This window comes from Curtobacterium oceanosedimentum (assembly GCF_040545555.1).
In the GTDB taxonomy this organism is placed as follows: domain Bacteria; phylum Actinomycetota; class Actinomycetes; order Actinomycetales; family Microbacteriaceae; genus Curtobacterium.
Map to the genome: position 1 here is coordinate 98,961 of NZ_JBEPMD010000007.1, position 13,002 is coordinate 111,962.

At 73.5% G+C, this 13,002-nt stretch carries 14 protein-coding genes; 9 read left to right on the forward strand and 5 right to left on the reverse strand.

Annotated features, from left to right (window positions below; translation table 11 throughout):
* Window positions 1-31 precede the first annotated feature (31 nt).
* The 4 genes from ABIC52_RS09500 to ABIC52_RS09515 all read left to right on the forward strand — a co-directional run bounded on the left by ABIC52_RS09500 (window position 32) and on the right by ABIC52_RS09515 (window position 3,145).
* Entirely contained in the window at window positions 32-1,057 is a 1,026-nt protein-coding gene (locus tag ABIC52_RS09500) for a glycosyltransferase family 9 protein (protein WP_354027186.1), read from the forward strand.
* A gap of 61 nt (window positions 1,058-1,118) precedes the next feature.
* Window positions 1,119-1,475, forward strand: a complete 357-nt coding sequence (locus ABIC52_RS09505) for a PRC-barrel domain-containing protein (protein WP_354027187.1) — start codon at window positions 1,119-1,121, stop codon at window positions 1,473-1,475.
* A gap of 110 nt (window positions 1,476-1,585) precedes the next feature.
* A complete protein-coding gene (locus ABIC52_RS09510; RefSeq protein ID WP_354027188.1) occupies window positions 1,586-2,641 on the forward strand; it encodes an SGNH/GDSL hydrolase family protein in 1,056 nt (351 codons plus the stop codon).
* A 33-nt stretch (window positions 2,642-2,674) separates the two neighbouring features.
* Window positions 2,675-3,145, forward strand: a complete 471-nt coding sequence (locus ABIC52_RS09515; protein WP_126891594.1) for an NUDIX hydrolase — start codon at window positions 2,675-2,677, stop codon at window positions 3,143-3,145.
* A 22-nt stretch (window positions 3,146-3,167) separates the two neighbouring features.
* On the opposite strand, the gene ABIC52_RS09520 is transcribed toward ABIC52_RS09515, so the two are convergent.
* Window positions 3,168-4,550: an MFS transporter gene (locus tag ABIC52_RS09520; protein WP_161972635.1), complete on the reverse strand. Its 1,383-nt coding sequence runs from the start codon at window positions 4,548-4,550 to the stop codon at window positions 3,168-3,170.
* A 231-nt stretch (window positions 4,551-4,781) separates the two neighbouring features.
* Window positions 4,782-5,648 carry a hypothetical protein gene (locus ABIC52_RS09525; RefSeq protein ID WP_126891596.1) on the reverse strand — a complete coding sequence of 289 codons (867 nt, stop codon included), beginning with the start codon at window positions 5,646-5,648 and terminating at the stop codon, window positions 4,782-4,784.
* 75 nt (window positions 5,649-5,723) lie between these two features.
* On the opposite strand from ABIC52_RS09525, the gene ABIC52_RS09530 reads away from it, so the two are divergent.
* The gene (locus tag ABIC52_RS09530; protein ID WP_209677100.1) at window positions 5,724-5,969 is read left to right on the forward strand and encodes a hypothetical protein; all 246 of its coding nucleotides are present in this window, start codon (window positions 5,724-5,726) and stop codon (window positions 5,967-5,969) included.
* Between the two features lie 22 nt (window positions 5,970-5,991).
* Here the strand turns inward: ABIC52_RS09530 and yidC are convergent, their stop codons facing one another.
* Both yidC and ABIC52_RS09540 read right to left on the reverse strand, forming a co-directional pair.
* Window positions 5,992-6,726: a membrane protein insertase YidC gene (yidC, locus tag ABIC52_RS09535; RefSeq protein WP_126891598.1), complete on the reverse strand. Its 735-nt coding sequence runs from the start codon at window positions 6,724-6,726 to the stop codon at window positions 5,992-5,994.
* Window positions 6,727-6,782: 56 nt separating this feature from the next.
* Window positions 6,783-7,085: a hypothetical protein gene (locus ABIC52_RS09540; protein ID WP_209677102.1), complete on the reverse strand. Its 303-nt coding sequence runs from the start codon at window positions 7,083-7,085 to the stop codon at window positions 6,783-6,785.
* A gap of 66 nt (window positions 7,086-7,151) precedes the next feature.
* Between ABIC52_RS09540 and ybaK the strand changes: the two genes are divergently transcribed.
* The 3 genes from ybaK (at window position 7,152) to ABIC52_RS09555 (ending at window position 11,145) form a co-directional block, all read left to right on the forward strand.
* On the forward strand, window positions 7,152-7,637 hold the full coding sequence (gene ybaK / locus ABIC52_RS09545; protein ID WP_126891600.1) for a Cys-tRNA(Pro) deacylase: 486 nt from the start codon (window positions 7,152-7,154) through the stop codon (window positions 7,635-7,637).
* A 95-nt stretch (window positions 7,638-7,732) separates the two neighbouring features.
* Window positions 7,733-10,324, forward strand: coding sequence for an ATP-dependent Clp protease ATP-binding subunit (locus ABIC52_RS09550; protein WP_354027189.1), 2,592 nt, complete (start codon window positions 7,733-7,735; stop codon window positions 10,322-10,324).
* Window positions 10,325-10,896: 572 nt separating this feature from the next.
* Window positions 10,897-11,145, forward strand: coding sequence for a hypothetical protein (locus tag ABIC52_RS09555; protein WP_354027190.1), 249 nt, complete (start codon window positions 10,897-10,899; stop codon window positions 11,143-11,145).
* Between the two features lie 135 nt (window positions 11,146-11,280).
* On the opposite strand, the gene ABIC52_RS09560 is transcribed toward ABIC52_RS09555, so the two are convergent.
* Window positions 11,281-12,288 (reverse strand): glycoside hydrolase family 6 protein, encoded by a 1,008-nt coding sequence (locus ABIC52_RS09560; RefSeq protein ID WP_354027191.1) that lies wholly within the window; start codon window positions 12,286-12,288, stop codon window positions 11,281-11,283.
* Between the two features lie 164 nt (window positions 12,289-12,452).
* Between ABIC52_RS09560 and ABIC52_RS09565 the strand changes: the two genes are divergently transcribed.
* Window positions 12,453-12,995: an adenine phosphoribosyltransferase gene (locus tag ABIC52_RS09565; RefSeq protein WP_126891604.1), complete on the forward strand. Its 543-nt coding sequence runs from the start codon at window positions 12,453-12,455 to the stop codon at window positions 12,993-12,995.
* Window positions 12,996-13,002 lie beyond the last annotated feature (7 nt).

Genomic DNA, 13,002 nt, shown 5'->3' on the forward strand with positions numbered 1-13,002 from the left:
CGGCCCAGGCGTGGCCGGATACCGTCGGACCGTGACCGCCGTCCCCGCCCTGCCCCCGTCCGACGGACGCCCGGACCTGCTCGTCCTGCGCGCCATCAAGCTCGGCGACGCGCTCGTCGCCGTCCCCGCCCTGCACGCACTCCGCCGGGCGTTCCCCGGTCACCGGATCACCCTGGCGACGACCGCGTGGCTCGCCCCGGTCGTCGAGCTGCTGCCGGTCAACGTGCACCTCGCGCAGCACGGCCTCGACCACCCGATCGCCGCCCCCGCCGGCGCGGTCGACGTCGTGGTCAACCTGCACGGCGCCGGGCCGGAGTCGTCCGACCTCGTCGCCGCGCTCGGTGCCCGACGGGTGATCGGCCACGCCGACCCGACGCACGGCTACGAGGGCCCGGAGTGGCCCGACGACGTCCACGAGCGGGAGCGCTGGGCGGACCTGATGACCTGGCACGGCATCCCCGCCGACCCGGACGAGGTCGCCATCGCACGGCCCGTCGCGCCGTCCGTCGCGCCCGGTGCCGCCGTCGTGCACATCGGTGCCTTCCACGGTGCGCGGCACTGGCCGACCGACCGGTTCGCGGACGTGGTGCGCGGGCTGCGGGACCGCGGTCTCGACGTGGTGCTGACGGGAGGCGCGGACGACGTCGAGCGCGCCGCCACCGTCGCACGGACGGCCGGCCTGCCGCCGGAGGCGGTCCTCGCCGGTGCGCTGGAGCTGCAGGCGTTCGCGGGCGTCATCGCCTCGGCCGCGCTCGTCGTGACGGTCGACACCGGGGCGGCCCACCTCGCCTCCGCCTACGGGATCCCGTCCGTCGTGGTCTTCGGTCCGGCACCGCCCGAGTCGTGGGGTCCGCCCGCCTCCGGTCCGCACGTGGTGCTCACGGACGCGTCCGTCCGGCGCGGTGACGTGTTCGCCGAGGACCCGGACCCGGCGCTCCTGGCGGTCGGGGTCGACGACGTGCTCGCGGCGGTCGACTCGCTGCCGGTCGATGCTGCCGCTGCCGCTGCCGCTGCCGCTGCCGCTGCCGCGCCGGCCGCTCCGACCGCTTCGCCGTGAACCCGCCGAGTGCTCGTCGGTAGCGTCGAGGCGTACCTGTCCTGCTCGAAGGGAGCGCCCCGTGTTCGAAGCCGCCAACATCCGTGACTGGATCGGCCTGCCCGTCGTCGACGAGACCGACGACAAGATCGGCACGCTCGAGAGCATCTACTACGACACCGCGACGTCCGAGCCCGCCTTCGGCGCCGTCACGACCGGGCTGCCCGGGTTCCAGAAGCTGCTCTTCGTCCCGCTCGTCGGTGCGACGGTGGCGCCGAAGCACCTGCTCGTGACCTTCTCGAAGAAGCTCGTCAAGGACGCGCCGTCGATCCCCACCGACGGCGAGCTCGAGGCCTCGACCGAGCCGGTGCTGTACGAGCACTACGGGCTGCGGTACCAGACCGGCAGCAACGGCGAACGGCGCCTGGGCCGACGCTGACACCGCCGCTCGGGACGGGCAGGTAACCTTGCCCGTCCCGTCGCCGTGTCCACCCGGAGGACCCCCTGCACCGCACTGCCCGCCCGAAGCGGCTCACCGCCGTCGCCGCCGTGCTCGCCGTCCTCGCCGCGACCGTCGTCGCGCCGTGGAGCCCGATCGCCGGCGTGGGCTCGTTCGTGGGGGTGCCTGGCGAGCGTGCCGTCGCGGCGCCGATGTGGCCGGTGCCCGCGCCCTACCCGGTCACGGACGACCCCGACGAGACGCTGTCCGACCTGCCACCCGGCAGCGAGTACGTCGCCCTCGGTGACTCGTACTCGGCCGGCTACGGCCTGTCCGATCCCACGCGCCTGCCGACCAGCGCCTGCGGCCAGTCCGCGCGTGACTACCCGCACCGGCTCGCAGCGCGCTTCGGCTTCGACCTAACCGACGTCACGTGCGCCGGCGCCACCAGCCGTGACGTGGTGTCCGGTCACCAGTTCCGCGGCGTGCCGCCCCAGGTCAGCGCGCTGTCCGAGGACACCCGGCTCGTCACGCTGACGATCGGCGGCAACGACGCCGACCTGTTCGGCACCGCCGCGTCCTGCCTCGCGCTGTCGTCCCGCGGGCCGGTGTTCTCCGGCCGTGATGCACCGTCGTGCCGCAGCACGCTGGTGCACGACGGCGTGGACGACCTCGACGTGCGGATCCGCTCGCGGGTCGCACTCGGGATCGCCGACACGCTGGCCGCGATCCGACAGGCCGCTCCGAACGCTGTCGTGGTCTTCCTGGGGTACCCGGCGATCTTCCCGGACGCCGCGCACACGCCGGCGGGGGGCTGCTTCCGATCGGCGCTCGACCTCGGGTCGCTGGTGGGGTCGTTCCCCCGGGACACCTACCCGTTCACGAACAGCGACGTCCGGTACCTGCACGACGTCCAGGAGTCCTTGAACGAGGTCTCGGCGTCCGCCGCCGAGGCCGCGGGGGTCCCGTTCGTCGACGTGTTCGCCGCAACGCAGGCGCACTCGGCCTGCGCCACCGACGACCCGTACGTCGCCGGCGTCTCGCTCTCCGGGGCCGGGGACCTGAGCCGCATCGACATGGAGCCCGGGGCCCTGCACCCGAACGGGCGCGGCGTCGCATGGCTGACCCGGCAGCTCGCGGCCGAGCTCCGGACGCTCGCGGGCTGACCGCTGCGCGACGGCGGGTCGTAGGCTCGACCGGTGGTCACCAGCGCCGGGCTCCTGCTGCACCGTCGATCGCCGGTCGACGGGTCACTCGAGGTCCTCGTCGCGCACATGGGTGGGCCGTTCTGGCGTCGTCGTCCACGCGCGTGGTCGATCCCGAAGGGGCTCCTCGAGGACGGGGAGGACCCCCTCGCCACGGCACGCCGCGAGTTCGCCGAGGAGATCGGCGTCCCCGCTCCGGACGGCCCCGTGCTCGACCTCGGCGAGGTCCGGCAGGCCTCCGGGAAGCGCGTCCGGGTCTTCGCCCTGCGGGCGGACGGCTTCGTGGTCGACGAGGTGCGGAGCAACACCGTGCAGGTCGAGCTCCCGCGTGGGTCCGGACGGTTCGTGGAGGTCCCCGAGGTGGACGACGCGCGGTGGGTGGCCGTCGACGAGGCCCGCGAGCTGCTCGTCTCCGGTCAGGTGGCCTGTCTCGATCGACTGGTCGCGGCGACCGACGACGGGTGACGCACGGAGCGCTGCTCCCGGCTCAGCGGCGCCGCCGGGACCGCACCGACCCGGTGGCGGTCGAGACGGAGCCCGTGACGACGCCCACGGACCCGGTGATGGTCGCGATCGCGCGGCTGACGACGGGGACCGAGCTCGTGACGACGGCCAGCGACGACGTGATCGCCTCGATCGAGGTCGTCGACAGGTGCTCCTGCGTGTGCGAGTGCACCGGGAAGCCACGGCGCGCTGCGAGCACGACGCCGAGCGAGCCGACCAGCACGACGGCCCCGGCGAAGGGCAGGTACTGCAGGCCGACCGCTCCGAGCGCCTGACCGCCCACGGCGGCGCCGCCGGCGATGCCGATGTTCGACGCGCCGTTCACCAGGGCACCGGCGATGTCGGGGGAGACGCCGCCCGTGCGGATCGCCGCGGCCATGAACAGCGTGCCGGTCGTGCCGTTCGCCGCCATCCAGACGCCTGCGACCACCATCGTGCCGAGCAGCGACCCGTGCACGAACGGCAGCACGGCGAAGGCGGCAGCCATCACCGCGACCGCCGCGACCAGGGTCTGCCGCGGTGCCCGGTCGACGAACATGCCGGCGAGCCAGAGGCCGACGATGCCGGTCCCGCCGAGCACGAGGAGCGCTCCGCTCACCATGCCGGCGTCGAGTCCGGCGTCGATCGCGTACGGCCCGATGTAGGTGTAGACGACGTAGTGCCCGGCGAAGAGCAGCAGGTCGGCGACGATGACGGAGAGCAGCCCCGTGCGCGCCCAGGCACGCGGCGAGCCGACGTGCGGTGAGGCGGTCCCGCCCACCGCGGGCAGGAACGCCAGCGCGACCAGCGCGAGCGCGGCTGCGGCGAGCGCGACGGATCCCACGGCCGGACGCCACCCGATCGTCTGCGCGACCCACGTGGCGAGCGGAACGCCGAGGACGAAGCCGAGCGAGCTGCCGGAGTAGACGAACGCGATCGCCCGACCCGCGAGCCGCGGCGGGACGATCCGCGTCGCGTAGGCGGACGCCACCGAGAAGAAGAGCGCGTGCGCCACACCGCCGACGACCCGACCTGCGCAGACCACGGCGAAGCTCGGCGCGAGGGCGACCAGCAGGTTCGAGACCGCGTAGCCCCCCAGGGTCGACACCAGCACCGCCTTGCGGGGGAGCCGTGCCGTCAGTGACGTCAGCGGGAGGGCGAGGATCGCGACGGCTGCCGCGTAGACGGTGACGACGATGCCCATCGTGGACTCGCTGACCCCGAGGTCGCGGCTCATCGTGCCGAGCAGCCCGACCGGCATGAGCTCGGTGGTGATCGCGAAGAAGGTGGCGAGCCCGAGCACGGCGATGCCGACGATCGACTGGGTGGTGACGGTGATCGGCCGCGTGTTCGTCGACACGGCCGAGGTGGTGGTGTTGGTGGACACGCTTGCTGACCTCCTCCGGGGAACGCCGGAGCACGCGTCGGACCGGCCGTCGTGACGGCGGTGCGCGGTGCGCGCTCGCGGTGGGTGTGGTGCGGGTCGGACGACCCGGTGTTGTGACGACTCCACGGCGAGTGCGCTCATCCAGTGTTGCACGGAGCATCCGGATCGCGCGAGGGGGCCGCCGAAGATTCTTGTAGCGCTCCAACGAGATGCTCGGACGAGCATTCCCGGTCAGTTCTCGTTCGTCACCGTGCCCTGCACCCCGCCACCGCGCAGGGTGATCGTCAGCGTCCCGCTCGCCGACTGCGCGGAGAGCGACACGTTCCCGTGCAGGGCGTCCTCCCGCGGGTAGCACGCCGTGGTCGACTCGAGGCGGTTCGCGGTCGCCACCAGGCAGATCGTCTCGCGGTCGGTCCCGACCCCCGCCCACACGTTCCACGGGGTCTCGAAGGCGCTGCCGTCCAGTGCGCGGTTCGTGAAGACCAGGCGCGTCGTCCGGAGGCTCACCGGAGCCTCGACCGGTCCCGGCAGCTGGTCCGCGTAGGTCTGCGGGATGTCGAGGAGCTCCTCGAGCGTGATCGCCCCGGGTGTCGGTGTCGTGCTCGGCGCGGCGACCCGCTCGCCGTCGGAGGTCCCGACCAGCGTGCCCGCCGCGAACGCCAGGCCGACGACGACCGCGGCGCCGAGCGCGATCCAGACGCGGGGGCGCGCGGTCCAGAGCAGCCCGCTCGCGCGCGTCCGCCACGTGCCCGGCCCGGCCGGGAGGCCCGCCACACTCCCGTCACGGACCGCGCCCGCTCCCGTGGCCGGTCGGTCGTCACCGGTCGGCCCTGCCGCTCCGGTGCCCGACGCCAGCGTGGTCTGCTGCGACTCCTGCTGCGGTGGCTCCGGCGGCTCCTGCTGCTGCGGCGGCGGCTCGTGCGTGTCCTGCACGACCGGCTCGGCGCCGTCACGTGCCCGGAGCGCGAGTCGAGCGCGCGCAGCGACCGCCGGCTCGACCCCGGCACCCCATGCGAGGGCCTCCAGTCGTGCCCGTTCCGCCGTGACGTCCTCGTCGGCCATGCGCGCTCCCGGTCCGGACGCACCGGACACGCTCATGTTCCCACCCGGACGGCGCGGCGTCCGGCCCCAGCGCGGGGGGGCTGTCCAGTCCCCGAGGGGTAGACGGGTCGCATGACGACCGACGCAGGAACCGGGCACGACGGCACCCGACACGACGCCACCCGACACGACGCCGACCCCGAGACCCTGGAGCCGCTGAGCCACGACACCCAGTCCGGTGAGGCCGACTACGTGGCGACGAGCCCGGGCGGCGCCGGCACCGAGCGGCACGTCCCCACCCCGGACGAGGAGCAGGGTCGCGGCACCGAGTACGACCCGGTCGACCAGGGCCCGCAGCAGGAGGGCCAGGGCGGCTGACCCCTCGGCTGCTGTACCGGCCTCAGCGCACCAGGCGTCGCAGCACCGCTCGTTCCCCGAGCGCCCAGACCGCGCTCGTGACGACGTACAGCGTGGCGGCGAGCGGCACCACCGCGGCGAAGACCACCGACACGAAGGGCGCCCACCGGACCAGCACCGCGGAGGCTCCGGCCCCCGGCTGCCCCGAGGGTCGCTCGACGGGGTTCCAGCGCGCCGCGGCTCGACGTGACGCCTCGACCGCCACCGCGAGGACGGCGAGCAGCACGAGCACCACCCAGGCGTGGCCCCAGAGCGGGGATGCGACCACGGCGAGCAGCGTGTGCCCGAGCGGGATCCCGACCAGTGTCGCGTCGAGCAGCGTGTTCGCGACTCCGGCGATCGAGGCGTGGGTGAACAGGGCGTACACGAGCGACAGGACCGGCGCCTGCGCGAGCACCGGCAGGCATCCGGCCAGCGGGGAGACGCGTTCCGAGGTGTACAGGCGCTGCACGGCCTCCTGCAGACGGCGGGTGTCGGACCCGTACCGACGGCGGAGCGCGGCGAGCTGCGGCGCGAGGCGTCGGCGGTCCCGCTCGGCACGCACCTGCAGCACGGAGAGCGGGACGAGCACGATGCGCACGACCAGGGTGAGCGCGACGACCGCGAGCGCGGCGGCCGCGCTCCCGGCGACGGGGGAGAGCGCGGCGGTGAGGGAGGTGAGCAGGTCGGCGCCCGCCTGCAGCAGGGTGCTGACGACGGGCAGGGTGGAGAGGTCCATGACGTTCCGTTCGGTGGAGGGGTCGACGACGACGTGACCCGACCACCCGCGGGCGGTCAGGCCGGTGTCGGCACTCCCGGTGCTCGCGACCGCACCTGGCCGTCGGCGTCCGGGTGGCTCCACGCGATCCGCGTCGGCCGCTCCACCGCCGCGCCGGTCCGCTCGGCACGGCCGGCGTCCGGATCGACACCGAGCACGGTCGCGAGCAGGCGGACGACGAGCACGGTGACCGCGACCGCCGCGAGCCCGAGTGCGGCCACGGCGAGCAGGGGAGCCGGGGAACCGCCGGGACCGAGCAGTGCGGCGTCGCCGGTCTGCAGCACCGCGAGGGCACGCAGGAGGAGTTCGACGACGGTCATGGTCCGTTCAGCGTAACCCCCGCGTGCCGCGGTCGACCGGCAGGCTCGGGCGGGCAGGATCGGGCCATGACCGCAGGATCGCCGAGCACCCCAGCGACCCTCGCCCTCGAGCGGGCGGGGATCCCGTTCACGCCGCACGTGTACGAGCACCACGAGACCGCGACGAACTTCGGCGAGGAGGCGGCGGCGGCGCTCGGGCTCCGCGAGGACCAGGTCTTCAAGACCCTCGTGGTCGCCGTCGACGGTCAGCTGGCGGTGGCGGTCGTCCCCGTCGCGGACCGGCTCGACCTCAAGGCGATCGCAGCGGCGCTCGGCGGGAAGAAGGCCACGCTCGCGCAGCCGGCCCTCGCCGAGAAGCGGACCGGGTACGTGGTCGGCGGCATCAGCCCGGTCGGCCAGAAGACCCGCCTGCGCACGGTCGTCGACGCGTCGGCCCTCGAGCACCCGAGCATCTTCGTCTCGGGTGGACGTCGTGGGTTCGACATCGAGGTCGCCCCCGAGGACCTCGTCCGGGTCACCGAGGCGTCCACGGCACCGATCGCGCGGACCTGAGTCGAACCGACGCAGGTTCCTCCACCGGTGGGGAATGGCGCCGCTCCTCCTGCGTTGCATTGAGTCGAAGGCACTCAAGTTCCCAGGAGGTCCCGTTGCCAGCACCCTTCGGTCCGACCGGTGGCGACGACGCGTTCGACGCGTTCCTCGCCCGGCTCATCGCGGCCCAGCAGGCCGGCGCCCAGCGATCCGTACCGCTGGGACGCCCGGTCGACATCACGCGGCTCCTCAGCCGCCGCACCCACGAACTGCTCCAGCGCACCGCCGAGTACGCCGTCGCACAGGGCCAGCACGAGATCGACGCCCTGCACGTCCTGCACGTCCTCGTGCGGACCGAGCCCTTCGCCGCGGTCGTCCGCAGCGCCGGCGTCGACCCGGAGCAGTTCGCCGCCGAGGTCGAGCAGCGCCTCCCCGTGCCGTCCGAGCCTCGTCGCGAGCGGACCGGCCAGCCCGCACTGACCGGCACGGCGCAGCGGATCCTGCTCGAGGCGACGCAGGCCGCCCGGGCCTTCGGCAGCACGTACACCGACCCCGAGCACGTCTTCTTCGCGCTCGTCACCGACCAGGACACCGTCGCCGGGCAGCTGCTCGCGAGCGCCGGCGTCACCCCGCAGCACCTGCAGGAGCACGCCCAGCAGGCAGCGGCAGCAGCACGAGAGGGGCGTCCGATGCCCGGAGCCACCGACACCACGGCCGAGTCCACGAGCGACACCCCGACGCTCGACCGGTTCGGCACCGACCTCACCGAGCGCGCCCGTGACGGCCGCATCGACCCCGTGGTCGGCCGCGCGGACGAGATCGAGCAGACCGTCGAGATCCTGCTCCGCCGCACGAAGAACAACCCCGTCCTCATCGGCGAGCCCGGCGTCGGGAAGACCGCGATCGTCGAGGGGCTCGCGCAGCGCATCGCCGACGGCGACGTACCGAGCCTGTTGCAGGGCAAGCGCGTCGTCGCCCTCGACCTCGCGGGCATGCTCTCCGGCACCCGCTACCGCGGCGACTTCGAGGAGCGCCTGACGACGGCGATGGACGAGATCGCGGCGCACGCCGACGAGCTGATCGTATTCGTCGACGAGCTCCACACCGTCGTCGGTGCCGGCGGCGGCGGCGAGGGCGGGTCGATGGATGCCGGCAACATCCTCAAGCCCCGCCTCGCCCGCGGTGACCTGCACCTCGTCGGTGCGACGACGCTCAGCGAGTACCGCCGCATCGAGAAGGACGCGGCGCTCGAGCGGCGCTTCCAGCCGGTCACGGTGGGGGAGCCGAGCGTCGAGGACGCCGTGGCGATCCTCGCGGGCCTCGCCCCGCGGTACGCCGAGCACCACGACGTCACCTACACCGACGGCGCCCTGCGCGCTGCGGTGGAGCTGTCGCACCGCTACGTCACCGACCGGCACCTGCCGGACAAGGCGATCGACCTCATCGACCAGGCCGGCGCCCGCCGACGCCTCGCCCTGTCGGGCGACGCGGACGTCGAGGCGCTCCGCGACCAGGTCGCGGAGCTGCGGGCCGACAAGGACCGCGCGGTGGCCGAGGAGCGCTACGAGGAGGCGTCGCGCCTGCGTGACGAGATCGACGGACTGGAGGCGCGGATCACCGCCGCCTCGCAGGCGGACGCGAGCAGCGCCTCCCGGCCGTCGTCCACCGACCGCGTGATCACCGAGGCGGACGTCGCCGAGGTGGTGTCGCGCGCCACCGGCATCCCGGCGACCCGCCTGTCCCAGGGTGACCGCTCGCGCCTCGCCACGCTCGAGGACGAACTCCACGAGCGCGTCGTCGGCCAGGACGACGCGGTACGCGCGATCGCGACCGCCGTCCGACGCAGCCGGACCGGCATGGGCGACCCCCGCCGCCCGGTCGGCAGCTTCCTGTTCCTCGGTCCGACGGGCGTCGGCAAGACCGAGCTCGCCAAGGCCCTGGCCGGATCGCTGTTCGGCGACGAGTCCGCGATGCTGCGCTTCGACATGAGCGAGTTCGGCGAGCGGCACACCGTCTCGCGCCTGGTCGGTGCCCCTCCCGGGTACGTCGGGTACGACGAGGCCGGCCAGCTCACCGAGCGCGTCCGTCGCAACCCGTACTCCGTCGTGCTGCTCGACGAGGTCGAGAAGGCGCACCCGGACGTCTTCAACCTGCTGCTGCAGGTGCTCGACGACGGTCGCCTCACCGACGGGCAGGGGCGCACGGTCGACTTCCGCAACACGGTCGTCATCATGACGTCGAACCTCGGTTCAGAGTTCCTCGCGTCGCGCTCCGGCGCGCTCGGGTTCTCGGCATCGGCGGACGGCGGGTACGCGGAGGACGACCTGCGCGCCCGGGTGATGGGCAAGCTGCGCGAGTCGATGCGCCCGGAGTTCATCAACCGCATCGACGAGATCGTGCTCTTCCGCAAGCTGTCGCAGGAACAGCTCCGGTCGATCGTCGACCTGCTGCTGCAGGACACTGCGCTCCGGCTCCTCGCGCAGGGGATGACCCTGTCGGTGTCCGACGCGGCGACGGAGTGGCTCGCCGAGCACGGCTACGAGCCGGAGTACGGCGCCCGACCGCTCCGCCGACTCATCCAGCGCGAGGTCGACGACCGCATCGCGACCCTCGTGGTGGACGAGCAGGCGCGCGAGGGCGACACCGTCCGGATCGACGTCGAGGACGGCGGGCTCGTGGCCCGCGCGTCCGCCCCTGCAGCGGTCTAGTCCGACCCGACCCCGAGCACGGCCCCGGTACCCGAGCGGCACCGGGGCCGTTCCGCGTCCGGCGGTGCCGATCGTGTTCGGAGATGCAATTCCAGGAATGTTGGGGAAAGGGGTTGCGCTCGCATTCCCGACGCCGATAGTGTTCACGAGCATCACCGGCTGTACGAGACCGAGAGGGGGCCGACAATGATGATCTGCACGACGAACCCGTTCCGTGGAATCCGTGGGATCGGCGGCACCCCGCTCCGTTCGCACTGACGCGGGACGTCCCGCTCCAGCTGTTCTTCCTCGATCGACCGAGGCATCCGCACCGCTGCACTGACGTGACCACGCGGTGACGCCGTACCGGTTGCTCCGGCACAGCCCTGCTGCGCTGGGCCGGACCGCGAGCGGCGGACGTCTCCCGCGACGACTCCACGCGGTGACCCGAGCCGGTCACCGACAATGCAGCCGTGCATTCCTGCGCGCCCTGCGATCATTCTCGCCCGCATTCCCCGGGCGTTCTTGCGGACCCGTTCCCGACGCATTCGTGCGCTCGGCAGTCGGGTTCACCGTCATGCCCTCGGGCACCCATGAAAGGCACCATCGTGTCGAACGACATCGACGTCCGTCCCCCCGATACCCGCGCGGTGCGCCGCCGGGTCACGCTCGCCGACCGCATCGCCCTCCGGATCGGCATGTCGCTGATCATCTGGAGTCGCCGGACGCACCGGGTGCGTCCCACGGTCGACCCCGCGACCCGGCAGCGGCTCGACCGCGAGCGGCGCGAGCGCGAGCTCGACCTGCTCGTCCGGAGCGCCCGCATGCGCATGTGGCGCTGACGCGCGCTCGGTCTTGCGCTCGAGCGCTGCACCACCTCCGAACCACGAGGACGACATCGAACCAGGCCCGTCGCCTGGTTCGATGTCGGGTTCCTGGTTCGACGCCGACGCCGACGCCGACGTCCCCGTCCGCGCCTACCGCTTCCGGTTGGCCACCAGTGCCACCGCGTACGACGGGAACCACGTCCCCGCCCGCGGTCCGCCGTTGCAGGTCCCGTCGCTCGCCCCGGGCGTCTTGACCCAGAGCAGGGCGTCGAGCCGGGTCGTGCCCGCTGCGACCTGCGGTCGCCCGCCGAGTCCGGCCCCGGTCGGGTTGCACCAGGTCCCGAGCCATCCACGGCCGTTCCGCGACACGTCGACGACGTACCGTGCACCGCCCGTCATCGTGCTGAGTCGCTCCGCGTAGGCCCGCTCGCCGTCGACGCCGTAGAAGTTCGCGACGTTCGTGAAGAAGCCGCGGGCCTGGGCGACACCGGCCTCCCGCAGGTAGGTCGCCTGCAGTTCCGCGCTGTTCCAGTTCTCGTTCCCGCCGTCCAGGTACGTCGGCACGCCCGCCGCGGCGAAGTCGCGCACGGCGGCAGCGATGATCGCCGGCCGGCGCGCGCGTTCGGCGGTGCACGAGCTCAGGTGCGCCAGCGAGTCCGGCTCCACGACCACCACTGCCCGGTGCCCCATGAGGTCGGCGGCGATGCGGCGGTTCCACTCGGCGTACTGCGACGGGCTGAGACCACCTGCCGAGTAGCCACCGCAGTCGCGGTTCGGGACGGCGTAGGTCACGAACACCGGTGTGGTGCCGGCCTTCTCCGCAGCGGCGAGGTTCCGTGCGATCACCCGGTCCAGCGCGTCGCCCGTGTACCACTCGCCGAGCCAGATCGCGATCGGCTGCTGCGCGATGGTCCGGGCCGCAGCGGCCTCGGTCGTCCTCCCCGCCGCGCTGAGCGCCGCCGCTGCCTGCGCGGGCTGGCTGTCCGGCTGCACGAACAACCCGCCGGCGAAGACCTGCGCCGGGGTCGCGGTGTGCAGGGCGGCGACCGGCACCGGTGCCGCGGACGCAGCCGTCGCAGCCGCGGGGGAACCGACGGTGCTCGCCACCGCCGTCGCCGCGACGGCCAGCGTGAGCAGTGTCCTGATCCTCGAGTGCATGGTCCCCGTCCCGTTCCCGTCCGTTGCCGGGACGCCCAGGACGTCCCGTTCCACCTGCCGCTGACCATCAGAACCCGCGGAGCGGCGGCGGGGCGATCTCCAGAACGAGGGACAGGCACCGACGGTCGGCGTGTGCCGTGCCCGCGGTCGCGTACCGTTGTGCAGTGACCGAAACCGCAGCTGCACTCGTCGAACGCCTGACCGCCATCGTCCCGGACTTCCCGAAGCCCGGCATCCTGTTCCGCGACGTGACGCCGGTGTTCTCCGACCCCGTGGCCTTCGGTCGTGTCTGCGAGGCACTCGCCGCGCCCTTCGCGATCGGCGGCGGCTTCCAGGCGGTCGCCGGCATCGAGGCCCGCGGCTTCGCCCTGGCCGGCGGCATCGCGGCGCAGCACCAGGTCGGCGTGCTGACGGTGCGGAAGGCCGGCAAGCTCCCCGGCGAGGTCCTCAGCGAGCAGTACGCGCTCGAGTACGGCGAGGCCGAGCTCGAGCTGCGCCCGGGCCAGCTCCCGCAGGGCACGCGCGTGCTCGTCGTCGACGACGTCCTCGCGACCGGGGGCACCGCGGCGGCGACGATCACCCTGCTCGAGCGTGCCGGGTACGAGGCGATCGGGTTCGCATCCCTGCTCGAGCTCGACGGGCTCGCCGGCCGGGAGCGCCTCGAGCCCCGCCTGCCCGTCACCACCCTCGGCCGCGTCCCCGCCTGAACCGGCC